Genomic DNA, 24,234 nt, shown 5'->3' on the forward strand with positions numbered 1-24,234 from the left:
CTGCTGTTGCTGTATTGTGTCACGGTCTGAAGGACTCAGCGGAGCTGCCCATCCCTCAAAGGAACACAGACTGCCCAGAGAAAACCATGTCAGGAGACGAATTCCTTTTCGCGTCATGAAACATCCCGGTACTGAAAGTCCCATTATTATGACAAACAAATCTTAAAAAACAATTCTCGGATAGATCTTGCTATTGGTTTTTTTCCTAATTGTCAGCATCGCCAATACACTGATTATTCTGACTTAACGTCATCATCACCGGCGTAAAGAAAATAAAAAAACCGCCGGGGTTTCCACCGGCGGTTCATCTTACATACCTGATGAATCAGAGTGCGGGCTGTGCCATTTGTACCAGAGAAATCAGCGGCTGCGGGAAAATACCCAGCAGAACCACCAGAATTCCGGAGATTAACACCACCACCCCGCCTGCGGTCAGCGCCCAGTTATTCGGCGTGTCGCGACGCAGGGTTTCCGGCGCATGCAGATACATGCTGACGGCAACGCGCAGGTAGTAGTACAAACCGATGGCGCTCCCCACGACAACTGCGCCGGTCAGCCACCACAGCTGCGCGCTGACGCCGACGGCGATAACGTAGAACTTACCGATAAAGCCCAGCGTCATCGGAATACCGGCCAGCGACAGCATGGACACGGTCATCACCGCGGAAAGGATCGGCTTGTGCCAGAACAGGCCGCGGTAAGAGAACAGCGACTCCGCATCCGGCCCGGTATACGGGCTGGACATCAGGCTGACGATACCGAACGCCGCCAGGCTGGCGAGCAGGTAACCGGCCAGGTACACCCCTACCGTCTCGATGGAGATCTGATGGCTCTGCACCGCGATCAACGCCACCAGCAGGTAGCCCAGGTGAGAAATGGACGAGTAACCCAGCAAACGCTTGATGTTGGTCTGGGTAATCGCCATCAGGTTACCGAACAGGATGGAGATGAAAGCGATAATGCCCAGCACCACGCGTACGGCTTCGCTGTCGGTCGCCGGTGCATACAGGAACAAACGCATCAGCACGCCGAAGATGGCGATCTTGCTGGCGGTCGCCAGGAAGGTCGACACCGGGGCCGGCGCGCCCTGATACACATCAGGTGTCCACAGCTGGAACGGCACCAGCGACAGCTTGAAGCCGAAGCCGACCAGCAGCAGGCCGAGGCCGGCCAGCAGCAACGGCTGATGCAGCATCGCGCCGTCGGTCATGCTCTTGCCCAAACCGGCAAAGGAGAGATCGCCCGATTCCGCATACAGCAGCGCCATGCCGAACAGCAGGAATGACGATGCCGCCGCCGACAGAATGGTGTACTTGATGGCGGCTTCCAGCGAACGTTTCTGCCGGTAGGCGTAGCCAATCAGGCCGAACAACGGCAGGGAAATCAGCTCGATGCCGAGGAACAGCGCCGCCAGATGGTTCGCGCAGGCCAGCAGGATACCGCCCAGCGCGGCGATCAGCACCAGCAGGTAGAACTCATCGCGGTTATCCGGGTAGCCCTGCAGCCAGGGGTAAGCGAAGGTGCTGGTCGCCAGGCTGGCTAACAGCACCATCCCGGTATACAGCATGGAAAAACCATCGACCCGCAGCAGCGGCGTGACGCTTGTGGGCATCTCCTGCCCAACAAAGTAGAGAGAAAGCAGCGCCAGGTTCAGACCGATCACCGTCACCGTAGCGTTGACGAAGTGATTGCGACGCCACGCAACGCACAGCATCACAACCACCACCGTCAATCCGACGATCAACAGCGGTAACAGTGCGATCAGTTGTTGAGGAGTTATTGTCATGGCGAATTACGGCCTTGTCGTTAAAGTTGAAGCAGAAGCAAACCAGTGCTGTATGTTGCTCATCGCAGCGCCCGAGGTGTCCAGAATCGGCTGCGGGTAAACGCCCAACAGCACCAGCAGAACCACCAGCAGCAGGATGATGAACAGTTCACGGGCAGACATCCCTGCCAGCGGCTGCTCGGATTTCGGCGCGCCGTAATAAGCACGCTGCATCATCACCAGCGAGTACACCGATGCGAAAACCAATCCGAAGGTGGAAATCACCACGATAACCGGAACGACCTGGAAGCTGCCGAACAGGATCATGAATTCACCCACGAAGTTACCGGTTCCCGGCATCCCCAACGTTGCCACCGCGAAGAACAGCGACAGCGCCGGCAGATACTTGATGCGCCCCCACAGGCCGCCCATCTGACGCAGATCGCGGGTATGCAGGCGTTCATAAAGCTGGCCGCAGATGATGAACAGACCGGCCGCAGAGAGGCCGTGCGCAATCATCTGAATTACCGCGCCCTGATAGGCCAGTTCGCTGCCGGAGTAGATGGCAATCATCACGAAGCCCATGTGGGAAACCGAGGTGTAAGCGATCAGGCGCTTGATGTCGGTCTGCGCGAACGCCATCCAGGCACCGTAGAAGATACCGATCACGCCCAGCCACATGGCGATCGGCGCAAACTCGTGCGACGCTTCCGGGAACAGCGGCAGGCTGAAACGCAGCAGGCCGTAGGCAGCAGTTTTCAGCAAAATCCCCGCCAGGTCGACGGAACCCGCAGTCGGCGCCTGACTGTGCGCGTCCGGCAGCCAGCCGTGCAACGGCACCACCGGCATTTTCACCGCGAAGGCGATGAAGAAGCCCAGCATCAGCAGGTACTGCACGTTGTGGCTCATCGGCGTATTCAGCAGCACTTCATAATTGAAGCTCCACACGCCGGTCGCGTTGTGGTGAACGAATACCAGCCCCAGAATAGCGATCAGCATGATCAGGCCGCTGGCCTGGGTATAGATGAAGAACTTGGTGGCCGCGCTGATACGGGTTTTCCCGTCGGAAGCCTTATGGCCCCACAGCGCGATCAGGAAGTACATCGGCACCAACATCATTTCCCAGAAGAAGAAGAACAGGAACATGTCGATGGCCAGGAACACCCCGATCACCCCGCCGAGAATCCACAGCAGGTTGAGGTGGAAGAATCCCTGATACTTCTGAATTTCGTTCCAGGAACAGAGAATGGCGAGCACGCCCAGCAGTGCGGTCAGCACGACCATCAGCAGCGACAGGCCGTCCAGCGCGAGGCGGAACTCAATGCCGAAACGCGGGATCCAGGCGCGGGTGAATTGCTCCTGCCACTGCGGGATGCCCTGCGCGGCGGTCAGCGAGTAGTTTCCCTGCGACCACAGCACCAGCGTCAGCACCAGCGTCAGACCCATTGCTATCAGCGCGATCCAGCGCGGCGCTTTCGTACCGAAGCGCTCACCCTGCCAACTGAGCAGGCCGCCGATAAACGGGAGAAGAATTAGCCAAGGCAATAACATGGCGTTTTGTGTCCCTTATTCTGAATATTTTAAAACATGTAACCGGCGAGGGCGACGTCAGCGACGCCCGCACCGAAAGTTTTAAACCGTATTCACTTAACCAATAACAACAGCGCCAATACGACCACTGCACCCACACCCATTGATGCCACATACCAGCGCAACTGACCGTTTTCACTCACGGTCAGCCCGCGGTTGCCCCAGCGGGCGAACACGGCGAACAGGTTCATCAGACTGTTCAGCGGATCACGCTGCAGCAGGTAAGCCACGGCTTTGAACGGCCTGACGAAAATCATGTCATACAGCCAGTCGAAGCCCCAGGCATGGAACCACCAGGTCGAGAAGAAACGGCCCGGCGCGCTCTTCGCCACGCTGGTGACCAGCTGACGTTTGCCCAGGTACAGCACCGCCGCCAGCAGAATACCGAGGACGGCGACAACACCGGAGGTAATTTCCAGCGTCATCTTGCCGTGATCGGCAAAGTGATTTTCCGGCAGCACGCCCGCCAGCGGCGGCGTAATCAACGCGCCGACGAAGGTAGACAGCACCAGCAGAACAATCAGCGGCAGGTGATGGGTAATGCCCGTTCCGGCATGCGCCTTGGTATGCTCTTCACCGTGGAACACGATGAAAATCATGCGGAAGGTATACAGTGACGTCAGGAATGCGCCCACCAGGCCGGCGGTCATCAGGTTGACGTGGCCGGAAGCCAGCGCGCCCCACAGGATTTCATCTTTACTGTAGAAACCGGCGGTAACGATCGGCAGGGCAGACAACGCCGCGCCGCCCACCAGGAAGCAGATATAAACCAGCGGCAGCGTTTTGCGCAGTCCGCCCATCTTGAAGATGTTCTGCTCATGATGGCAGGCCAGGATCACCGAACCGGACGACAGGAACAGCAGCGCCTTGAAGAACGCATGGGTCATCAGGTGGAAAATCGCCGCGTCCCATGCCTGTACGCCCAGCGCCAGGAACATGTAGCCGATCTGGCTCATGGTGGAGTAAGCCAGCACACGCTTGATGTCGGTCTGTACCAGCGCGGCGAAGCCCGCCAGCACCAGCGTTACCGCACCGACGATACCGACCAGGTGCAGCACGTCCGGCGCCATCAGGAACAGGCCGTGGGTACGGGCGATCAGGTAGACACCCGCGGTCACCATGGTCGCGGCGTGGATCAGCGCGGAGACCGGCGTCGGGCCGGCCATAGCGTCTGCCAGCCAGGTCTGCAACGGCAACTGTGCGGATTTACCGACCGCGCCGCCCAGCAACATCAGGGTGGCCCAGGTGATCGCTGAGGAACCGGCTTCCAGCTTCTGCGGCGCCAGCACCATCAGTTCACGGATGTTCAGCGTACCCAGCTCGTGGTACAGGATGAACAGGCCGATCGCCAGGAACACATCGCCCACGCGGGTCACGATGAAGGCTTTCATCGCCGCAGCGCCGTTGGCCGGATTGGTGTAGTAGAAACCGATCAGCAGATAACTGCACAGCCCCACCCCTTCCCAGCCGAGGTACATCAGCAGCAGGTTGTCCGCCAGCACCAGTACCACCATGCTGGCGATAAACAGGTTGGTATAGGCGAAGAAGCGGGAATATCCCTCCTCGCCGCGCATGTACCAGGAGGCGAACATATGGATCAGGAAGCCGACCCCGGTCACCACGGAAAGCATGGTCAGGGAAAGGCCGTCCAGCGTCAGGGTTGCCGCGATTTTGAAATCGCCCACCGCCATCCACGTCCACAGGTGCTGGTCAAACACCTGCACGCCCGCGGCTTTCTGGCTGAGGAAATCAAACGCCGCATACGCCGTCACCAGCGCAGCCAGGCCGACGGAACCCACGCCCACGGTCGCGGAAGCGTTTTCCGACCAACGCCCGCGGGAGAATGCCAACAGCAGGAACCCCAGCAGCGGCAGCAGAATTGTTAGGTATAATAAGTTCATCCGCGCATCTCACTGACAGTATCGATATTCAGGGTATTGCGGCGACGGTGCAGTTGCAGTAACAGCGCCAGGCCGATACTGGCCTCAGCGGCCGCCAGGCTTATCGCCAGGATATACATCACCTGACCATCCGCCTGCCCCCAATAGCTGCCTGCGACGACGAACGCCAGGGCAGACGCATTGATCATGATTTCCAGGCTGATCAGCATAAACAGCAGGTTACGCCGGATCAGCAGGCCGGTCAGGCCCAGCACGAACAGAATGGCCGCCAGAATCAGGCCATGTTGTAACGGGATCATGCGCGCTCCTCCGCTTTATTTCTTACGGCCTGGGCACGCCCTTCGCCGTCTTCCGGTGCTTTGCTCAGCACTTCGCCCTGTTTGTGCTCGCGTCCGAGATGGAACGCCACCACCAGGCCAGCCAGCAGCAGCATGGAAACCAGCTCCACCGCCAGCACGTACGGCCCGAACAACGCGATGCCCACGGCTTTGGCGTCTACCGCCGCGCCGGTGATGCCTTTGTCGTGCAGGCTCATGATGGCGTTGACCAGCACGGCCAGCAGCACCAGCGACAGGATGCCCGGTCCGATCCACAGCGACGGCTTCAGCCAGGCGCGCTCCTGCTCAATCACGGAGCCGCCCAGGTTGAGCATCATCACCACGAACACAAACAACACCATGATCGCGCCGGCGTAGACGATGATTTCCAGCGCCCCGGCAAAGTAAGCGCCGAGGGAGAAAAACACCGCCGCGATAGCCAGCAGCGACACAACCAGATACAGCAGCGCGTGAACCGGATTGGTATGCGAAATCACGCGGATCGTTGCCACCACGGCCACCAGCGCTGCAACATAAAATGCAAATTCCATGCTTGGCTCCTTAGGGCAACAGACCTTTAACGTTGATCGGTTTGGCTTCGTTTTCGGCTTCGCCCTTGGCTTTGCCGTCAATCGCCATACCGGCCATACGGTAGAAGTTATACTCCGGGTATTTACCCGGACCGGAAATCAACAGGTCCTCTTTCTCGTACACCAGATCCTGACGTCTGAATTCACCCAGTTCGAAGTCCGGGGTCAGCTGAATCGCGGTGGTCGGGCAGGCTTCTTCGCACAGCCCGCAGAAAATGCAGCGGGAAAAGTTGATACGGAAAAACTCCGGATACCAGCGGCCGTCCTTCATCTCTGCTTTTTGCAGAGAGATACAGCCCACCGGGCAGGCAACGGCGCACAGGTTACAGGCAACGCAACGCTCTTCGCCGTCCGGGTCGCGCGTCAGCACGATCCGTCCACGGTAGCGCGGCGGCAGATAAACCGGCTCCTCCGGGTACATTTGGGTTTCGCGTTTGGCGAAAGCATGCAGTCCGATCATCCACAGACTGCGCACTTGGGTGCCGAAACCAATCACCAGCTCTTTCAATGTCATGGTTACACTCACCCCTTATTGAGCGTTGTACAAAATCACGGCGGCGGTCGCCAACAGGTTCAGCAGCGTCAGCGGCAGGCACACTTTCCAGCCGAAGGACATCACCTGGTCATAACGCGGACGCGGCAGCGACGCACGCACCAGGATAAACATCACCATAAAGAAGGCGGTTTTCAGCGCGAACCAGATAAACGGCGGCAGGAACGGGCCCTGCCAGCCACCGAAGAACAGGGTGACGATCAGCGCGGACACGGTAACGATACCGATATATTCACCCACGAAGAACAGACCGAACTTCATGCCGGAGTATTCGATGTGGTAACCGTCGGCCAGTTCCTGCTCGGCTTCCGGCTGGTCGAACGGGTGACGGTGACACACCGCCACGCCCGCGATGATGAAGGTCAGAAACCCGAAGAACTGCGGAATCACGTTCCACAGATTCGCCTGGGAGTTGACGATATCCACCATGTTGAAGGAGCCGGCCTGCGCCACCACGCCCATCAGGGAGAGGCCGAGGAACACTTCGTAGCTCAGGGTCTGTGCCGAGGCGCGCATCGCCCCCAGCAGGGAGTATTTGTTGTTGCTCGACCAGCCGGCGAACAGCACCGCGTACACGGCCAGACCCGCCATCATCAGGAAGAACAGGATGCCGATGTTGAGGTCGGCGCCCATCCAGGTCGGGCTGACCGGCACGATGGCGAAGGCCAGCAACAGCGAGGAGAACGCGATCATCGGCGCCAGGGTGAAGATCATGCGATCGGAGAAACGCGGCACCCAGTCTTCTTTGAAGAACATTTTGATCATGTCCGCCACCAGCTGCAGCGAGCCGCCCCAACCTACGCGGTTCGGCCCGTAGCGGTTTTGAAACAGACCGAGCAAACGGCGCTCGCCGAAGCTCATAAATGCCCCACAGGTGACCACGACCAGCAAGATCACGATAGCTTTCGCCACCGAGATGATGATGTCGATCAGCTCAGGCGTCAGCCAACTCATAATGCAGCCTCCCGCATCGCATCCACTTTATTTCCGTTCAGGACGGGTGAAATTCCCGGCATCCCCAGCGGCAGACCCACCTGCCCTGCCTGAAGATGCGCGCTGAAGCGCGCCGGCAGACGCAGGGTCTGGCCCGCACAGCTGATTTCCAGCAGCGCGCCTTCATTCACGCCCAACTGTGCCGCATCCGCCGGGTTGATCATCACATAGGCCTGCGGCATACGCTGCTGGATCACCGGAGAACGCTGCGTCATCTCATCGCTGCCGAACAGGTGGTAATACGGCGCGACCACCCAGCCGGAAGCCTGATACGGCGCCGGTACGTTGCTGAAATACGGCAGGGAACCTTCGCTGGCGGCAATCAGGCGTACGCCCGGATCGCCGTGGCGCAGATGACCGCCCACTTCCGCCTGGAATTTGTTCCACGCCTGCGGGGAGTTCCAGCCCGGCGCCCAGGCAAACGGGATCTGCTGGCGGTCGGCCTGCGGCCCGTTGTAGCCTTCCATTGAGAAGGTAAAGGCGGTGTCTTTATCCTGCGGCTGACGCGGTTCATGCACGCTGATATCGGCGCGCATCGCGGTACGGCCGCTGTAGCGGTGCGGTTCGCGCGCCAGTTTCTGGCCGCGTACGCGGAACGACGCGTCCGGCGCAGCATCAACGATACCAGCCAGTTGCGGATAGGTTTTCACGCAGGCGGCGATCACGTGGTCGAGCTGCGTCCAGTCGAGGTGACGGCTTTCTACCGTGCTGTGCAACGAATGCAGCCAGCGCCAGCTTTCCAGCATGATGGAGGGCGCGTTTTTCTTCGGATCGTCGTAGTACGCCGGATCGTAAACCTGGAAGAAGCGCTGGGCGCGGCCTTCCTGGTTCACCAGCGTACCGTCGCTTTCGGCAAAGCTGGCGGCGGACAGCACCAGGCTGGCTTTGTCCATAATCGCGGTGCGCTGGTGGTCAATCACCACCACCCCGTTCACTTTCGCCAGCGCCGCGTCAACGCGGGCAGCAGGCGCGCGGCGGTAGAGATCGTTCTCCATCACCACCAGCGCGTCGGCGCTGCCGTTTTCCAGTACGCTCAGCGCGTCGTCAAGCGACGGCGCATCCATCAGCGCCAGGCCCATGCTGTTGGCTTCGGCGGCCACGAAGGTGATGCCGACTTCCAGGTCGCGTGCCTTCAGCGCCTTGGCGACGTTGGCGGCGGCTTCGATCAGCGCGCTGTCGCCGGCGTTCGCGCCGGAGATAATCAGCGGCTTCTTCGCCCCGGTCAGCGCCTGAACGATAATGTCGACTTTCTTCTTCAGATCGTCGGACAGGCCGTCAACCGCCGGGGAAGCGCCGTCCAGCGCATGCGCCACGGCGAAGCCCAGACGCGCCTGATCGGCAACCGGCGCGCGGTAGCTCCACGCGGCGATGTCGTCGAGACGGGTCGCGTCCACACTGGTCTGGAACAGCGGGTATTTGGCGTGCTGGCCGATGTTCTGAATCGCGGCAATCTGCCAGTCGGCCACGCGTTGCGCGGCGGCCATGGCGCGGGCTTTGCCCTTCACCGCCTGACGTACCGCCAGCGCGATGCGCGCTGCGGTTTGGGTAAGATCTTCACCCAAAATCAGCACCGCGTCGTAGCTTTCCATTTCACGCAGCGCCGGCGTGTAAACGCCGCCTTCGCGCAGCACTTTCAGCATCAGTTGCAGGCGGCTCAGCTCGCCGGCTTCGATGCCGCTGTAAAAGTTTTCCGCCCCGACCAGCTCGCGCAGCGCGTAGTTGCTCTCCAGGCTGGCGCGCGGAGAACCGATGCCGATGGTTTTCTTCGCCTGACGCAGCAGATCCGCCGCGCCCTGCATGGCCTGATCGGCGTTCAGCGCGATCCAGTCATTGCCACGGCGTTGCTGCGGCTGGCGCGGACGATCCTTCAGGTTAACGTAGCCGTAACCGAAGCGGCCGCGGTCGCACAGGAAGTAATGGTTAACGGTGCCGTTATAGCGGTTTTCAATACGGCGCAGCTCGCCGTAACGCTCACCCGGGCTGGTGTTACAGCCGACGCTGCACTGCTGGCAAACGCTGGGCGCAAACTGCATGTCCCACTTACGGTTGTAACGCTCGGAATGCGTTTTGTCGGTGAACACCCCGGTCGGACAAACTTCCACCAGGTTGCCGGAGAACTCGCTCTCCAGCGTACCGCTTTCCGGACGGCCGAAGTACACGTTGTCGTGCGCGCCGTAAACGCCGAAATCGGTGCCGTCTGCGTAGTCTTTGTAATAACGCACGCAGCGGTAACAGGCGATGCAGCGGTTCATCTCATGAGAAATGAACGGCCCCAGTTCCTGGTTTTCATGGGTGCGCTTGGTGAAGCGGTAACGACGGAAACTGTGCCCGGTCATCACCGTCATATCCTGAAGGTGACAGTTTCCCCCTTCCTCGCACACCGGGCAGTCATGCGGGTGGTTGGTCATCAGCCACTCCACCACGCTTTCACGGAACTTCTTCGCTTCATCGTCATCGATGGAAATGAAGGTTCCGTCCGACGCCGGCGTCATACATGACATTACCAGGCGGCCGCGGGTGTCTTCCGCATTCTGGTATTGCTTAACCGCGCACTGGCGGCAAGCGCCGACGCTGCCGAGCGCCGGATGCCAGCAAAAGTAAGGAATATCCAGTCCGAGGGAGAGACATGCCTGCAGCAGGTTCTCCGCTCCGTCGACTTCATACTCTTTGCCGTCTACATGAATCGTAGCCATTAGTATGCTTCCAAAATAAAAAAAACCTTATTCCCGCCCCGTCCTCTGCCTGAGATCCACGCAGCGGGCTTATAACTACCGGGTCTGTTACCAGCGCGCCTTCAGCAGGTTCGGCTGAATCCCCTGAATGGCCTGGGTATTTCCGTAATCTTTGGCTGCGATGCCGGCTTCGAATTCTTCACGGAAATACTTGATCGCGCTCTGCAGCGGCTCAACCGCGCCCGGCGCGTGCGCACAGAAGGTTTTGCCCGGCCCGAGGAAGCGGCACAGTTGCTCCAGCGTTTCGATGTCGCCGGGCTGGCCTTCGCCGCGCTCCAGCGCACGCAGCAGCTTCACGCTCCACGGCAGGCCGTCGCGGCACGGGGTACACCAACCGCAGGATTCACGGGCAAAGAACTCTTCCAGGTTACGCACCAGGGAGACCATGTTGATCTCGTGGTCCACCGCCATCGCCAGCGCGGTGCCCAAACGGCTGCCGGCCTTGCCGATGCTGGCGAAGTCCATCGGCAGATCCAGGTGATCGGCGGTCAGGAAGTCAGTGCCCGCGCCGCCCGGTTGCCAGGCTTTAAATTTCAGGCCGTCGCGCATCCCGCCGGCGTAATCTTCCAGAATTTCACGCGCGGTGGTGCCGAACGGCAGCTCCCACAGGCCCGGATTTTTCACCCGGCCGGAGAAGCCCATCAGTTTGGTGCCCGCGTCTTCGCTCTTACCGGCGGACAGCCCTTTGTACCAGGCCTCGCCATGCTCGATGATGGCCGGGACGTTACACAGGGTTTCCACGTTGTTGACGCAGGTCGGTTTGCCCCATGCGCCGGCGGTGGCCGGGAACGGCGGCTTGGAACGCGGGTTGGCGCGGCGGCCTTCCAGCGAGTTGATCAGTGCGGTTTCTTCGCCGCAGATATAACGGCCTGCGCCGGTATGGACAAACAGCTCGAAGTCGAAGCCGGTGCCCATGATGTTTTTGCCCAGCAGACCGGCGGCTTTGGCCTCTTCGATCGCCTTACGCAGGTTCACCGCAGCTTCAACATATTCGCCGCGCAGGAAGATGTAGCCGCGATAGGCTTTCAGCGCATAGGCGCCGATCAGCATGCCTTCCACCAGCAGGTGCGGCAGCTGCTCCATCAGCAGGCGGTCTTTGTAGGTGCCCGGCTCCATTTCGTCGGCGTTGCACAGAAGGTAGCGCAGGTTCATGCTTTCGTCTTTCGGCATCAGGCTCCACTTCAGGCCGGTGGAGAACCCCGCGCCGCCGCGCCCTTTCAGGCCGGCGTCTTTGACCAGGTTAACCACCTCGTCCTGCGCCATGCCTTTGAGCGCTTTTTCCGCACCGTGATAGCCGTTTTTAGCGCGATATTCATCCAGCCACACCGGCTGTTTGTCATCGCGCAAACGCCAGGTCAGCGGGTGGGTTTCGGCAGTACGCTTAATTTCAATCGTCATTATTTATACCGCTCCAACAGTTCAACGGCGCTCTCCGGCGTCAGGTGAGCATGGGTATCGTCGTCGATCATCATGTTCGGCCCTTTGTCGCAGTTACCCAGGCAGCAGGTCGGCAACAGGGTGAAACGCCCGTCAAAGGTGGTTTCGCCCGGTTTGATCTTGAGCTTGCGCTCCAGCGCGGCCTGAATGCCCTGGTAGCCGTTGATGTGGCACACCACGCTGTCGCAGTAGCGAATGATGTGGCGGCCGACCGGCTGGCGGTAAATCTGACTGTAGAACGTCGCCACGCCTTCCACGTCGGCGGCGGGAATGCCCAGCACGTCAGCAATGGCGTAAATAGCGGCGTCCGGCACCCAGCCATGTTCTTTCTGAACGATCTTCAGGGCCTCGATCGACGCAGCGCGCGGATCTTCATAGTGATGTTTCTCATGCTCGATCTCGGCGCGGGCGCTGTCGCTGAGCACGAAAACCTCGTCTTTGGTTAAAGATTGATCTGACATGTTTAGCGGTCCACATCTGACATAACGAAATCAATACTGCCGAGGTATACGATCAGATCGGATACCAGGCTGCCACGAATAACAGACGGGATCTGCTGCAGGTGCGCATAGCTCGGGGTGCGGATGCGCGTGCGATAGCTCATGGTGCTGCCGTCGCTGGTCAGGTAGTAACTGTTGATCCCTTTGGTGGCCTCCACCATCTGGAAAGATTCGTTAGCCGGCATCACCGGGCCCCATGACACCTGCAGGAAGTGGGTAATCAGGGTTTCGATGTGTTGCAGGGTACGCTCTTTCGGCGGCGGCGTAGTCAGCGGATGGTCGGCCTTAAACGGACCTTCCGGCATATTCTTCAGGCACTGTTCCAGAATACGCAGGCTCTGGCGCAGTTCTTCCACCTTCAGCATCACGCGGTCATAGCAGTCGCCGTTGTTGCCCACCGGTACTTCGAAGTCGAAGTTTTCATAGCCGGAGTACGGACGCCATTTACGCACGTCGAACTCGATGCCGGTAGCGCGCAGCCCCGCGCCGGTAGTGCCCCAGTCCAGCGCTTCTTTCGCGCTGTAGGCGGCCACGCCGACGGAACGGCCTTTGAGGATGGAGTTCTTCAGCGCAGCGGTAACGTAAGACTCCAGGCGCTTGGGCATCCAGTCGAGGAAGTCGCGCAGCAGGCGCTCCCATCCGCGCGGCAGATCGTGCGCCACGCCGCCGATGCGGAACCAGGCCGGGTGCATACGGAAACCGGTGATGGCCTCGACGACGTCATACACTTTCTGGCGATCGGTAAACGCGAAGAAGACCGGCGTCATGGCGCCGACGTCCTGAATAAAGGTGGAGATGTACAGCAGGTGGCTGTTGATGCGGAACAGCTCGGAAAGCATCACGCGGATAACTTTTACCCGCTCCGGCACTTCGATGCCGGCCAGTTTTTCCACCGCCAGCACGTAAGGCATTTCGTTAACGCAGCCGCCCAGGTACTCAATGCGGTCGGTATAAGGAATATAGCTGTGCCAGGACTGGCGCTCGCCCATTTTTTCAGCGCCGCGGTGGTGATAACCCACGTCCGGTACGCAGTCGACGATCTCTTCGCCGTCCAGTTGCAGCACGAGGCGGAAAGCACCGTGAGAGGACGGGTGGTTCGGGCCGAGGTTGAGGAACATGAAGTCTTCGTTGTCGGTGCCGCGCTTCATGCCCCAGTCTTCAGGCTTGAACGTCAGCGACTCCATCTCCAGATCTTCTTTCTGCTTGGTCAGCACGAACGGATCGAACTCCGTGGCGCGCGCCGGGTAATCCTTGCGCAGCGGGTGCCCTTCCCAGGTCTGCGGCATCATGATGCGCGTCAGGTGCGGGTGGCCGTCGAAGGTAATGCCGAACATTTCCCAGGTTTCACGCTCATACCAGTTGGCGTTGGGGAAGACTTTGGTGGCCGTCGGCACGTGCAGGTCGTTTTCAGAAAGCGCGACCTTCAGCATGATGTCGCGGTTACGATCGATGGAGATGATGTGGTAGAAGACGGAGAAGTCGGCTGCCGGCAGCCCTGCACGGTGCGTGCGCAGGCGTTCGTCCATGCCGTGCATGTCAAACAGCATGACATACGGCTTCGGCAGCTTCTTGAGAAACGTCATCACTTCCAGCAACTGTTCACGCTTAACCCATACCACGGGCATGCCGGTACGGGTAGGCTGAACGGTAAAGGCATCTGGCCCAAAACGGTTACGCAATTCTCCGATTACCGGATCATCGAGATGATCGCGGGTCTGCCAGGCCGGCAGGTTGAGATCTTGCGTCGTCGAATCTGTCATAATTTTTATCACCACGCTTTTACTTAACTTGCCGCCGCGACTTCCGTGCGGGGCAAAACGGGCTGAGCCCCTCACGGGCCCTGTGTATTTTTCCGCGCCTGGCGTAACGCCGTTGTTCCGGTCATTGCGCCACGCACGGGTTAGATCTCGTCAGGCGTACGCAGGTTGGTCACCGCGATTCGCTCAGCGCGCTTACGCTCTTTTTCTGATTGCATGTTGGCACGGTAAACGCCCTGATCGCCGACCACCCACGAAAGCGGGCGGCGTTCTTTACCGATGGATTCCTGCAACAGCAGCAGCGCCTGCATATAAGCTTCCGGACGCGGCGGGCAACCCGGGATATACACATCAACCGGAATGAATTTGTCCACGCCCTGAACCACGGAGTAAATATCGTACATGCCGCCCGAGTTGGCGCATGACCCCATGGAAATCACCCACTTCGGCTCCAGCATTTGGTCATACAGGCGCTGAATAACCGGGGCCATTTTGGTAAAACACGTACCGGCCACTACCATGAAGTCGGCCTGACGCGGCGAGGCGCGCAAAACTTCAGCGCCAAAACGGGCCACGTCATGCACCGCGGTGAACGATGTCACCATTTCCACATAGCAGCAGGAAAGACCGAAGTTGTACGGCCACAGGGAATTCTTACGGCCCCAGTTCACCATGTCGTGCAGGGCGTGCTCGAGCTTGCCCATATACACGCTGCGGTGCACATGCTGCTCAAGAGGATCGCTGACAGTCTCTTGTTTTTGCAGGGGGTAACGGTCGTTCTCACCGTTAGGATCTATGCGGGTGAGCGTGTAGTCCATCGTAATGCCTCGTTGTTAACCATAAACAGTAACCGCGCACGGTTACTGTGGGTGACTGTTGGTGTTGGTGACGGTGCTTGGGTGCTTAACGCGACGCTTGGAGCGTGCAGGCGTCCAGTCCAGCGCGCCGATACGCACCAGATAAACCAGACCGGCCAACAGCACCAGGATGAAAATTGCCGCCTCGATAAAGCCAATCCACCCACTCTCCCGGATAGACACTGACCACGCATACAGGTACAGGGCTTCAACATCGAAGATGACAAAGAACATGGCGACCAGATAGAACTTGGCGGACAGCCGCATACGTGCCGAGCCGACCGAGTCAATACCGGACTCGTAAGGCGTATTCTTCGCGCGTGCGCGTGCTCTTCCTCCCAGGGCATAGGCCCCGAGGAGCATGACTCCACACAATCCGATTGCGACGACGATAAATACGGCGAATGCCCAGTGATGAGCGATAACTTCAGTGGTTGTTGACATACTCTTATGCTTACTCATCAAGCGTGGTGTCAGCCAGCAGGGTTCCAGCAACCCGCACAGGCACCACAACGACTAAGGGAAGGAAAATGACCACAAGACAACGCAAACTACACGCAAATTTTAAATTTTCAACGGTAGTTTATGTGGGCTTTTTACTCCTTTCGATAACCTTTTGTCAACTTTGACAAAAGTTACAACACAGTAGTTTACAATAGCGCAAATTTATTAACATATGATGCGCGCCACAAATAGACCATCCGGAAGCGTGTTTTTCGCGCTTCCGTGAAAGAAGTAGCAATTTTGTAAACAAAGGTAGCGTTGCGCGCCGATAACTATACCATTTTCTAAAGTATTACCCGTTCCCTAATGAGGGTATACGGCATCTTTTTTTTGATCCAGAGCACATTTCTGTCAGTAATTATCGTGCAGGTGAACAACCAGAGAAGAGCAGGATTACAAATTGAACAAATTTTGGATTTAGCAATATTATCAACGGCCTAAATGAGAAAATTTCTTATTTGCAACATCAGGCCGCGATACGCCCCTGTAACGCACATAAACAAACCGGCACGGCGCCTGAAAGTACGCCGTGCCGGTTACAAAAACGCGTTAATTCAGAAGAATTATTTGCTTTCTGCATCCACCGGATATTCACGCAGATCCGGTTCTTCAATCTGCGTTTCATCGCCCGCTTTAAGCGAGGCGAACAGAACGGTCGCCAGCTCATTACGGCTGCTCGGTGACAGATACAACGTGTACTCCGTCTCCGGCAGTTTGGGCAGCCCTTCAGACTCACCCAGCACACGCAGCTCCGGCGACATCATTTCCACCGGACGCGCGGTAACGCCGAGGCCCGCTTTCACCGCGGCCTTCACCGCCGACAGCGTGGAAGCCACGTAGGCCAGGCGCCAGCTGATATTGAAGCGGTTCAGATACTCGATGGCCATGTCGCGGAACGGGCTGGGTTCATCCAGCACCACCAGCGGCACCGGCTCACCCGGCTGATAACTGTAATCCGTCGCGCAGAACCAGACGGTAGGAGAACGGCGCAGGGTTGCCTGAGACAGCCCTTCATAACTCATGGTAGTGATCGTCAGATCAACGTCGCCGTTCAACAGCATCTGATGCATGTCAGGGCTACGCTTTACCCGCACGTCGATTTCCAGTTTGGGGTACAGGCTGGTGAAACGGCTGAGCAAAACCGGCAGGATGCTGTCTGCTGTATCATCGGTCGCCCCGATGCTCAGCGAGCCCTGCAGATGGTTATTGATTAGCGAACTGCACGCTTCGTCGTTAAAGCGCAAGATTTTACGGGCATAGCCCAACAACTGCACACCGTGTTCGGTGAGTTGCTTGTTACGTCCGTGACGGGCGAAAAGTTCTTTCCCTACCAATTGTTCCAGCCGTTGCATCTGCTGGCTCACCGCGGACTGCGTACGCTGAACGACAACCGCTGCCGCGGCAAACGTTTTCACGTCAGCCACCGCAACGAACGTTCTCAGCAAATCCAAATCGAGATTGATGGTGGGACGGTGTAAATTTGTCATACCTTTATTCTCATTATATGTTAATTGTAACTAAAACAACCCTGATGTTGTTGTTCGTGAGATTTCTTCTTACAAATTAAAAAAATAGAGCTCGTTTTATCTTCGTAGAAATGCCTGGTGAAACCGGCTTACCGTTATTTGCTGTCCGAAACTAATTTTTATTATGGCCTAAAAATAATTATATTTCGGTAAATACGCAAACATCTTTTAAGGTATTACCCTCTCTGAACGGTTGCTAAAAATCTAGCACGCTTGATAGTAACAAAATATCTATATATCAAATAACTATACCTTAGTATGAACATAAATACATCCAACCTAACTTCAGTATAGGTGCTTAGTTTAGCATTTTTTATGTAAATTTTTGTTTTTCATCCTCCTTTTCCCCCTCCCTCTTTTTTATCGGATATTCTTTATTCCGGATAAAAGATGCTTTCTTTTTACCTATATAAATGACAATCGACAGGGAGCACAAAACGAATAGCCCGCTGACCATCCACTGCAATCCTCCCGTCAACATGCCGCCGGCGTATGAGTATATTAACGTAGCGGGGAGCTGCCCTAATCCGGTGGCGATAAGAAATGTCCATAACCGGATAGAGGTTAATCCTGCGGCGTAGCTCACAAGATCAAATGAAACAAAAGGTAGTAAACGACAAATCAATATGGTGTATTTTCCATATTGAATAAAAAAACGATCGCAGCTTGCCAGTGCGGCGGGCGACACCCAGCGTGCGACCCACTCCCGGCCAAGCCAGCGCGACAACATGAAGCACAGCGCAGCAGCGGCCATGGCGCTGACCCACGACAGAATCGCCCCCTGCCACCAGCCAAACAGCGCGGCATTGGCAAGCGTGATCAGAAAAGCGGGCAACGGCGCGGCGAGAGCCTGAAAAATCATCAGAAAGAATGAAACCACTGCGGCCCAGGGGCCGAATCCGCGTAAATAGTCCAGTAAGGCATTAAAATCCAACGAAGAGAGCAGGCGCCAAATCATTTTAAGAAACGCCTGAACGGCCGGATTGGACCACGCGACCAGAGCGACGGCGCACAACAAAACCACTACGGTAAGTTTAACGTAGCGCAGTATTTGCATTTATGACTCTCTTCATACCCGATATGATTTCACGCTGTGGCCGGCTTTTACCCGCCACAGCATACGCGTTTTCTCCTGTTTTTGTCAGGTTAAGAGAGCAGGATGTGCGCTGGAACAATATTCCGCGCCTCTGACTGCCGGAGAATTAGCAAACATTTTTCCTTACATAAACAGGATAATCATGTGATGAAACTTTCCCGTCACGTTGCCGTATCCGCCCTGCTGCTGGGCTGCCTGCACGCAACCGCCAGCATCGCGGCCACCGAAAAACCGGCGCCGGCGCAGGATAAGGCGCAGCAGAACGTCATTATCGACACCCGCCCCAGCGCGTTCTACAACGGCTGGCCCGAGCAGGCCGGCGCCCCTTCCGGGCATGAACCGGGAGCATTAAACCTAGCGGCAACCTGGTTGAACGAAATGAACGATACTCAGTTGTCGCACTGGCTGCAGCAACATCAGGTCACGCCCGCCACGCAGGTATCGCTGTATGGCCGGACGGAACAAATTGACGCGGTAAAAGCGCGCCTCAATAAACTGGGCTTTCATAACGTGACCTATTTGGCGGACGCCTTAAACCAAACGCGCCCGTTACAGCGCCTGCCCCATTTCGAGCAGTTGGTCTACCCCGGCTGGATTCACGCCCTGCAAAACGGCCAGACGGTTACTGCGGCGCCGGCAGGCGAATGGCGCGTGCTCGAGGTTGCCTGGGGCGCGCCCAAGCAGTACCTGATCAGCCACATTCCCGGCGCAGGCTACCTGGACACTAACGACATCGAAAGCGAGCCGTTGTGGAACAAAGTCTCCGACGACAAGCTGAAAGCGCTGATGGCGAAACTCGGCGTGCGTCATGACACCACCGTCATCCTGTATGGCCGCGACGTTTATGCCGCGGCGCGCGCGGCGCAGATCATGCTGTACGCCGGCGTGAAGGATGTACGTCTGCTGGACGGCGGCTGGCGGGCCTGGTCGGACGCCGGGCTTCCGGTAGAACGCGGCCTGCCGCCCGATGTTAAACCGGCGGCGGATTTCGGCGCGCCGGTTCCGGGGCAGCCGCAGCTGATACTTTCCCAGCCGCAGGCCAAAGCCCTGCTCAACCGCCGCGACGCCTCGCTGGTCAGCATCCGTTCCTGGCCGGAGTTCATCGGTGAAACCAGCGGCTACAGCTACATTAAGCCGAAAGGCGAAATCGCCGGCGCACGCTGGGGCCATGCGGGAAGCGATTCTACGCACATGGAAGACTTCCACAACCCGGACGGCACGATGAAGTCCGCCGACGACATCGCCGCCATGTGGAAAGCATGGCATATCACGCCGGATCAGCAGGTTTCCTTCTACTGCGGAACGGGCTGGCGCGCCTCCGAGACGTTTATGTACGCCCGCGCGATGGGCTGGAAAAACATCAGCGTTTATGACGGCGGATGGTACGAGTGGAGCAGCGAAGCCGGAAACGCCACGGTGAGCGGCGAGAGAGGCCCGGACAGCAGCTGGAAGTAACCGCCCTGCAAAATCCTTACTCGTAAAAAGGCGGCTGCACAGCCGCCTTTTGCATTTTACGGCGTTAGTCCCCCGCCCCCCGGACGCCTTTCAGGGTATGGTAACCGCCCCAGATGCGGGTAAACGTGGTGAACCAGCACAGGATGCCGAACAGCCAGGCCAGCGGAGCGAAATACGCCGGCATCAGGCAGAAGAGAATGAAAAACAGTATGGTTTCGCTGCCTTCGGTCAGACCGCCCAGATAGTAGAAGGATTTATGCGGGTAGGAGAGATTCTCCAGGTTATGTTTGGCGGCCAGCGTGGCGAATGCCAGAAAGCTGCTGCCGGTGCCGATAAAGGCGAACAGCAGCCAGGCGCCGGCCAGCGAGTTCTGCGCCGGTTCGGCAAGCACGAAGCCGAAGGGGATCAGGGCGTAAAACAGGAAATCCAGCGCGATATCGAGAAAACCACCGGCATCGCTCAACGTGCGTCGCCGCGCCAGTGCGCCATCAAGCCCGTCGAACAGACGGTTGAGCAGGATCGCGGCCAGCGCGGCGCCGTACCACTGCAACGCCAGAAACGGCAGCGCCAGCACGCCAATGGCGAACCCGCTCAGGGTCAGTCCGTCCGGCGTAATGCCCGGCCGGTCAAGCAACGCCGCCGCGCGGCCAAGCAGCGGTTTAACATGCGGATGAAGATAGCGGTCAAGCATGAGGCGCTTCATCCCCCTTTTTCGCCGGCTCAATCACGCACAACCCCTGACCGGGGATCTCCAGCGCGGCATTGAAACGGGCGGAGAGATTCTGAAAGGCAATCAGCGCCGTCAGCTCGGTAATCGCTTCATCAGAGAAATGCGTTTTAAGGGCGGCCTTAATCTGGCCGGAAACGACCGGCGGCGTGGCCGTTACCGCATCCGCATAGGCTAATGCCGCTTCTTCCGCGGCGCTGAACACGCCGCCGTGCTGCTGCGGCCAGTCTTTCAGCGCCATCACTTTTTCCGCCGAACCGCTGCGCTGCGCCAGACGCAGGCTGTTGGCATCAATGCAAAACGCACAGTCACAGCGCTGGGAAACCCGCGTCATCACCAATGCACGCAGTTCCGGGGCAAGCGTGGATTTCCGCCGCTCCAGAAAACCGACGAACAACGCCACCAGCCAGAACAGAAAAGGGAAACGTCCCCACCAGCGCGTCGGGTTCAGCGTCTCCCCATAATGCTTCTGCTGCGCACGTACCAGCGGCCACAGGCTGCACGGCAGTTTTTTCAGCGATGAAACCCATGACATCGCCCATTTCTCATTCATAGTGATTTTCCGTTGCCCTTTTCATGGATGATAAATCCAAAAAAACAATAACAAGAAGAATAAAAATCCAATAATGGCGAAATACTTCGTATGATGCCAAGCCGCATTCACCGGGGATAATGTTTTGCACCAAAACACGGCAATGCCCTTCAAAAGGCGGATGGCGGAGAGTAAAGTGATAATGTTATCGTGTCCCGCCCTGGTTACCGGCAACTAAACCGACGATGAGAAAGATATCGCTCCGGTTCCGTCTTCCGCTGATAATTGTGCACCACATTCCTCCGTGCGGACACGTTTTTCCGATACGCAGAGTATTTCTGTCAAGGCTGATGTTTTTATTAAGGCGTGTTATGACTCCGATTGAAAAATCCACCAAACTGGATAACGTGTGCTACGACATCCGTGGTCCGGTACTCAAAGAAGCAAAACGATTAGAAGAAGAAGGCAACAAAGTTCTCAAACTCAACATCGGTAACCCCGCCCCGTTCGGCTTTGAAGCGCCCGACGAGATTCTGGTGGACGTCATCCGTAACCTGCCGACCGCACAGGGATACTGCGACTCCAAAGGGCTGTACTCCGCGCGTAAGGCGATCATGCAGCACTACCAGTCACGCGATATCCACGATATCACCCTGGAGGATATCTATATCGGCAACGGGGTGTCGGAGCTGATCGTGCAGTCCATGCAGGCGCTGCTTAACAGCGGCGATGAAATGCTGGTGCCGGCGCCGGACTACCCGCTGTGGACCGCGGCGGTGTCGCTTTCCGGCGGCAGGGCCGTGCATTACCTGTGCGACGAAGAAGCGGGCTGGTTCCCGGATCTTGACGATATCCGCAGCAAAATCACCCCACGCACGCGCGGCATCGTGATCATCAACCCCAACAACCCGACCGGGGCCGTTTACAGCAAAGAGCTGCTGCAGGAAATCGTGGAGATCGCCCGTCAGCATGATCTGATTATCTTTGCCGACGAAATCTACGACAAAATTCTGTATGACGATGCCCAGCATCATTCCATCGCCGCGCTGGCGCCCGACCTGATGGTCGTGACGTTCAACGGCTTGTCCAAGACTTACCGTGTAGCCGGCTTCCGTCAGGGCTGGATGGTGATCAGCGGGCCGAAAAAGCACGCCAAAGGGTATATCGAAGGGCTGGAAATGCTGGCCTCGATGCGCTTGTGCGCCAACGTGCCGATGCAGCATGCCATTCAGACGGCCATCGGCGGCTACCAGAGCATCAGCGAATTCATTCAGCCCGGCGGCCGTTTATATGAACAGCGCGATCGCGCCTGGGAACTGCTCAATGAGATCCCCGGCGTTTCCTGCGTGAAGCCGCAGGGCGCGTTATACATGTTCCCGAAAATCGACATCCGTCGTTTCAATATTCATGATGACCAAAAGATGGTGCTGGACCTGCTGTTGCAGGAAAAAGTCCTGTTGGTTCAGGGCACCGCCTTCAACTGGCCTCATCCGGATCACGTGCGCATCGTAACGCTGCCGCGCGTTGACGACCTGGAAATGGCGGTCAGTAAGTTCGGCCGTTTCCTGTCCGGTTATCATCAGTAATGCCTGCGGCGCCCGGCTCGGGCGCCGTTTCTTTTCCTGTTTGCACTTACGTCGTACACCCGGCACCTTGCGATATTTTCACGCATTCCCCACAATACATCTGTTGTCGTTTACAGAGAGCACACCATGCCCCAGAGTCATTTCTTCGCCCATTTGTCCCGCCTGAAGTTAATCAGCCGCTGGCCCCTGATGCGTAACGTCCGTACCGAAAACGTCTCCGAGCACAGTTTGCAGGTGGCCTTCGTCGCCCACGCGCTGGCGGTAATTAAAAACCGCAAGTTCAACGGCAACGTCAATCCGGAACGGGTTGCGGTGCTGGCGATGTACCACGACGCCAGTGAGGTCCTCACCGGCGACATGCCAACGCCAATCAAGTATTACAATCCGCAGATCGCGCACGAATACAAGAAAATCGAAAAGGTTGCCCAACAGAAGCTAATCGAAATGTTGCCGCAGGAGCTGCAGAATGATTTCCGCAGCCTGCTGGATGAACGCCATTACAGCGAAGATGAGAAGCATGTGGTCAAACAGGCCGACGCCCTGTGCGCCTACCTGAAATGCCTGGAGGAGCTTTCCGCCGGCAACAATGAATTTACCCTGGCGAAGGCCCGGCTGGAAAAAACGCTGGAGCTGCGCAGCAGCCCGGAAATGACCTACTTCATGGATGTCTTCATTCCGAGCTTCAGCCTGTCGCTGGATGAAATCAGCCAGGACTCTCCGCTGTAATCAGCCCGGCAGAACTACACGAGCACCACCAGTTTGCCGCGGACGCTGCTGTTTTCCATCAAACGGTGAGCCTGCGGCACTTCGTCAAAGGTGAGCGTTTTCACCCGCAGCGAAGGCAACCGCCCTTGATCTACGTCGCGGGCAATCTGCGCCAGGGGCGTATCCGTCAGCGGTAGCCCCGGCGTGCCCAGCATTGTCGTGCCGAAAAAACTGAGCGTGACGGCGTCGGGCAATACCCGGTTCGGGTTGAAACCGTCCATGCTGAACATGCCGTCCAGCATGCCGATCATGCAAATTTCGCCGAAGGGGCGCAACGCCGCCGCGGTGTCCGCCACAACGGACAGCCCCACGATCTCCAGCGCCTTGTCCGCGCCGTTCGGGCAGAAGCGCCTGACTTCCTGCGCGATATTCCCGTTATCCACCACCACATGATCGGCGCCCAGTTCGTACAGATGCTGGGTATGCTGTGGCGAACGCGTGGTTGCAATCACGCTCAGCCCGGCATTTTTGGCGTACAGCAGCGCCGCAAGGCCCACCGATGACGTCGCGCCGCGGATCAGCAGGCTTTCGCCGCGGGCGATCTTCAGGCGTTTGTCGAGCGCGCCCCAGATGGTCAGCCAGGCTTCCGGCAATGCCGCCAGCTCTTCCCAGCTCAGGTTCGAGTCATTGAGGTCAATCACGTTGCTGCGCAGTACGCAAACCTCTTGCGCGTAGCTGCCGCCGCGGTTGAACTGCATGCCGCCCATCAGGGTTGCCACGCGCTGTCCGGGGCGGAATACGCCGGACGCATCCTCCATCACCTCGCCAACGGCTTCGATGCCGGGAATGCGCGGCGCGGTAATTTCACCCATGTTCCCCGCCCGCAGCATCAGCTCGGCACGGTTCAGGCCAAACGCCTTTACCCGGATTTTGACTTCGTTTTCCCCGGCCTGCGGCGCGGGAACATCCTGAAGCTGTAAAACCTCCGGGCCGCCGGTGCGTTCAATAACATAAGCCTTCATCACGTCTCTCCTGAAAATTACGATGAGATGAGTATTACCCCTTTCATTATTGAAAGAAACGGACAAAAATGGGAGTTATCTTCCCATTT

The 24,234-nt window shown here is 57.9% G+C and carries 21 protein-coding genes; 3 read left to right on the forward strand and 18 right to left on the reverse strand.

What is annotated here, in order from left to right; genetic code table 11:
- Positions 1 to 325: 325 nt before the first annotated feature.
- The 15 genes from nuoN to C8D90_RS09455 all read right to left on the reverse strand — a co-directional run bounded on the left by nuoN (position 326) and on the right by C8D90_RS09455 (position 18,079).
- Positions 326 to 1,786, reverse strand: a complete 1,461-nt coding sequence (gene nuoN / locus C8D90_RS09385; protein ID WP_115458198.1) for an NADH-quinone oxidoreductase subunit NuoN — start codon at positions 1,784 to 1,786, stop codon at positions 326 to 328.
- Positions 1,787 to 1,792: 6 nt separating this feature from the next.
- Positions 1,793 to 3,316: an NADH-quinone oxidoreductase subunit M gene (gene nuoM, locus C8D90_RS09390; protein WP_115458199.1), complete on the reverse strand. Its 1,524-nt coding sequence runs from the start codon at positions 3,314 to 3,316 to the stop codon at positions 1,793 to 1,795.
- Positions 3,317 to 3,408: 92 nt separating this feature from the next.
- Complete coding sequence (nuoL, locus tag C8D90_RS09395) at positions 3,409 to 5,256, reverse strand: NADH-quinone oxidoreductase subunit L (RefSeq protein ID WP_115458200.1); 1,848 nt, start codon at positions 5,254 to 5,256, stop codon at positions 3,409 to 3,411.
- Positions 5,253 to 5,555 carry an NADH-quinone oxidoreductase subunit NuoK gene (gene nuoK, locus C8D90_RS09400; RefSeq protein ID WP_115458201.1) on the reverse strand — a complete coding sequence of 101 codons (303 nt, stop codon included), beginning with the start codon at positions 5,553 to 5,555 and terminating at the stop codon, positions 5,253 to 5,255. The genes nuoL and nuoK overlap by 4 nt, the downstream gene beginning before the upstream one ends.
- Positions 5,552 to 6,124 carry an NADH-quinone oxidoreductase subunit J gene (gene nuoJ / locus C8D90_RS09405; RefSeq protein WP_115458202.1) on the reverse strand — a complete coding sequence of 191 codons (573 nt, stop codon included), beginning with the start codon at positions 6,122 to 6,124 and terminating at the stop codon, positions 5,552 to 5,554. Before nuoJ ends, nuoK begins: the two co-directional genes overlap by 4 nt.
- A 10-nt stretch (positions 6,125 to 6,134) precedes the next feature.
- Entirely contained in the window at positions 6,135 to 6,677 is a 543-nt protein-coding gene (nuoI, locus tag C8D90_RS09410; RefSeq protein ID WP_115458203.1) for an NADH-quinone oxidoreductase subunit NuoI, read from the reverse strand.
- A gap of 15 nt (positions 6,678 to 6,692) precedes the next feature.
- Positions 6,693 to 7,670, reverse strand: a complete 978-nt coding sequence (nuoH, locus tag C8D90_RS09415) for an NADH-quinone oxidoreductase subunit NuoH (protein ID WP_115458204.1) — start codon at positions 7,668 to 7,670, stop codon at positions 6,693 to 6,695.
- Positions 7,667 to 10,402, reverse strand: coding sequence for an NADH-quinone oxidoreductase subunit NuoG (nuoG, locus tag C8D90_RS09420; RefSeq protein WP_115458205.1), 2,736 nt, complete (start codon positions 10,400 to 10,402; stop codon positions 7,667 to 7,669). The genes nuoH and nuoG overlap by 4 nt, the downstream gene beginning before the upstream one ends.
- An 87-nt stretch (positions 10,403 to 10,489) precedes the next feature.
- Positions 10,490 to 11,839 carry an NADH-quinone oxidoreductase subunit NuoF gene (gene nuoF, locus C8D90_RS09425; protein WP_115458206.1) on the reverse strand — a complete coding sequence of 450 codons (1,350 nt, stop codon included), beginning with the start codon at positions 11,837 to 11,839 and terminating at the stop codon, positions 10,490 to 10,492.
- Entirely contained in the window at positions 11,839 to 12,339 is a 501-nt protein-coding gene (gene nuoE, locus C8D90_RS09430) for an NADH-quinone oxidoreductase subunit NuoE (protein ID WP_115458207.1), read from the reverse strand. The genes nuoF and nuoE overlap by 1 nt, the downstream gene beginning before the upstream one ends.
- Before the next feature lie 2 nt (positions 12,340 to 12,341).
- Positions 12,342 to 14,150: an NADH-quinone oxidoreductase subunit C/D gene (nuoC, locus tag C8D90_RS09435; RefSeq protein ID WP_376744985.1), complete on the reverse strand. Its 1,809-nt coding sequence runs from the start codon at positions 14,148 to 14,150 to the stop codon at positions 12,342 to 12,344.
- A gap of 128 nt (positions 14,151 to 14,278) precedes the next feature.
- Complete coding sequence (locus tag C8D90_RS09440; RefSeq protein WP_115458208.1) at positions 14,279 to 14,953, reverse strand: NuoB/complex I 20 kDa subunit family protein; 675 nt, start codon at positions 14,951 to 14,953, stop codon at positions 14,279 to 14,281.
- A gap of 42 nt (positions 14,954 to 14,995) precedes the next feature.
- Entirely contained in the window at positions 14,996 to 15,436 is a 441-nt protein-coding gene (locus tag C8D90_RS09445; protein ID WP_115458542.1) for an NADH-quinone oxidoreductase subunit A, read from the reverse strand.
- Between the two features lie 623 nt (positions 15,437 to 16,059).
- Positions 16,060 to 16,983 (reverse strand): LysR family transcriptional regulator, encoded by a 924-nt coding sequence (locus C8D90_RS09450; protein ID WP_115458209.1) that lies wholly within the window; start codon positions 16,981 to 16,983, stop codon positions 16,060 to 16,062.
- A 352-nt stretch (positions 16,984 to 17,335) separates the two neighbouring features.
- Complete coding sequence (locus C8D90_RS09455; RefSeq protein WP_221810567.1) at positions 17,336 to 18,079, reverse strand: TVP38/TMEM64 family protein; 744 nt, start codon at positions 18,077 to 18,079, stop codon at positions 17,336 to 17,338.
- A 186-nt stretch (positions 18,080 to 18,265) separates the two neighbouring features.
- Here C8D90_RS09455 and C8D90_RS09460 point away from each other — a divergent pair, with 186 nt between their 5' ends.
- The gene (locus tag C8D90_RS09460; protein ID WP_115458210.1) at positions 18,266 to 19,573 is read left to right on the forward strand and encodes a rhodanese-like domain-containing protein; all 1,308 of its coding nucleotides are present in this window, start codon (positions 18,266 to 18,268) and stop codon (positions 19,571 to 19,573) included.
- A gap of 64 nt (positions 19,574 to 19,637) precedes the next feature.
- Here C8D90_RS09460 and C8D90_RS09465 read toward each other — a convergent pair whose 3' ends face one another.
- Both C8D90_RS09465 and C8D90_RS09470 read right to left on the reverse strand, forming a co-directional pair.
- On the reverse strand, positions 19,638 to 20,264 hold the full coding sequence (locus tag C8D90_RS09465) for a CDP-alcohol phosphatidyltransferase family protein (RefSeq protein ID WP_115458211.1): 627 nt from the start codon (positions 20,262 to 20,264) through the stop codon (positions 19,638 to 19,640).
- Positions 20,257 to 20,853 carry a carboxymuconolactone decarboxylase family protein gene (locus C8D90_RS09470; protein ID WP_115458212.1) on the reverse strand — a complete coding sequence of 199 codons (597 nt, stop codon included), beginning with the start codon at positions 20,851 to 20,853 and terminating at the stop codon, positions 20,257 to 20,259. The genes C8D90_RS09465 and C8D90_RS09470 overlap by 8 nt, the downstream gene beginning before the upstream one ends.
- A 350-nt stretch (positions 20,854 to 21,203) precedes the next feature.
- Here C8D90_RS09470 and C8D90_RS09475 point away from each other — a divergent pair, with 350 nt between their 5' ends.
- Both C8D90_RS09475 and yfbR read left to right on the forward strand, forming a co-directional pair.
- On the forward strand, positions 21,204 to 22,418 hold the full coding sequence (locus tag C8D90_RS09475; protein ID WP_115458213.1) for a pyridoxal phosphate-dependent aminotransferase: 1,215 nt from the start codon (positions 21,204 to 21,206) through the stop codon (positions 22,416 to 22,418).
- A gap of 126 nt (positions 22,419 to 22,544) precedes the next feature.
- Entirely contained in the window at positions 22,545 to 23,144 is a 600-nt protein-coding gene (gene yfbR / locus C8D90_RS09480) for a 5'-deoxynucleotidase (RefSeq protein ID WP_115458214.1), read from the forward strand.
- 14 nt (positions 23,145 to 23,158) lie between these two features.
- Here the strand turns inward: yfbR and C8D90_RS09485 are convergent, their stop codons facing one another.
- A complete protein-coding gene (locus C8D90_RS09485) occupies positions 23,159 to 24,145 on the reverse strand; it encodes a zinc-binding dehydrogenase (protein ID WP_115458215.1) in 987 nt (328 codons plus the stop codon).
- Positions 24,146 to 24,234 lie beyond the last annotated feature (89 nt).

It is taken from the genome of Enterobacillus tribolii (assembly GCF_003363015.1).
Taxonomy (GTDB): Bacteria; Pseudomonadota; Gammaproteobacteria; order Enterobacterales; family Enterobacteriaceae; genus Enterobacillus; species Enterobacillus tribolii.

Bases quoted from the DNA above. Each gene is read 5' to 3' on its own strand.
- nuoN (WP_115458198.1), bottom strand. From the start codon at position 1,786: ATGACAATAACTCCTCAACAACTGATCGCACTGTTACCGCTGTTGATC.
- nuoM (WP_115458199.1), bottom strand. From the start codon at position 3,316: ATGTTATTGCCTTGGCTAATTCTTCTCCCGTTTATCGGCGGCCTGCTC.
- nuoL (WP_115458200.1), bottom strand. From the start codon at position 5,256: ATGAACTTATTATACCTAACAATTCTGCTGCCGCTGCTGGGGTTCCTG.
- nuoK (WP_115458201.1), bottom strand. From the start codon at position 5,555: ATGATCCCGTTACAACATGGCCTGATTCTGGCGGCCATTCTGTTCGTG.
- nuoJ (WP_115458202.1), bottom strand. From the start codon at position 6,124: ATGGAATTTGCATTTTATGTTGCAGCGCTGGTGGCCGTGGTGGCAACG.
- nuoI (WP_115458203.1), bottom strand. From the start codon at position 6,677: ATGACATTGAAAGAGCTGGTGATTGGTTTCGGCACCCAAGTGCGCAGT.
- nuoH (WP_115458204.1), bottom strand. From the start codon at position 7,670: ATGAGTTGGCTGACGCCTGAGCTGATCGACATCATCATCTCGGTGGCG.
- nuoG (WP_115458205.1), bottom strand. From the start codon at position 10,402: ATGGCTACGATTCATGTAGACGGCAAAGAGTATGAAGTCGACGGAGCG.
- nuoF (WP_115458206.1), bottom strand. From the start codon at position 11,839: ATGACGATTGAAATTAAGCGTACTGCCGAAACCCACCCGCTGACCTGG.
- nuoE (WP_115458207.1), bottom strand. From the start codon at position 12,339: ATGTCAGATCAATCTTTAACCAAAGACGAGGTTTTCGTGCTCAGCGAC.
- C8D90_RS09440 (WP_115458208.1), bottom strand. From the start codon at position 14,953: ATGGACTACACGCTCACCCGCATAGATCCTAACGGTGAGAACGACCGT.
- C8D90_RS09445 (WP_115458542.1), bottom strand. From the start codon at position 15,436: ATGTCAACAACCACTGAAGTTATCGCTCATCACTGGGCATTCGCCGTA.
- C8D90_RS09450 (WP_115458209.1), bottom strand. From the start codon at position 16,983: ATGACAAATTTACACCGTCCCACCATCAATCTCGATTTGGATTTGCTG.
- C8D90_RS09455 (WP_221810567.1), bottom strand. From the start codon at position 18,079: ATGCAAATACTGCGCTACGTTAAACTTACCGTAGTGGTTTTGTTGTGC.
- C8D90_RS09460 (WP_115458210.1), top strand. From the start codon at position 18,266: ATGAAACTTTCCCGTCACGTTGCCGTATCCGCCCTGCTGCTGGGCTGC.
- C8D90_RS09465 (WP_115458211.1), bottom strand. From the start codon at position 20,264: ATGCTTGACCGCTATCTTCATCCGCATGTTAAACCGCTGCTTGGCCGC.
- C8D90_RS09470 (WP_115458212.1), bottom strand. From the start codon at position 20,853: ATGAATGAGAAATGGGCGATGTCATGGGTTTCATCGCTGAAAAAACTG.
- C8D90_RS09475 (WP_115458213.1), top strand. From the start codon at position 21,204: ATGACTCCGATTGAAAAATCCACCAAACTGGATAACGTGTGCTACGAC.
- yfbR (WP_115458214.1), top strand. From the start codon at position 22,545: ATGCCCCAGAGTCATTTCTTCGCCCATTTGTCCCGCCTGAAGTTAATC.
- C8D90_RS09485 (WP_115458215.1), bottom strand. From the start codon at position 24,145: ATGAAGGCTTATGTTATTGAACGCACCGGCGGCCCGGAGGTTTTACAG.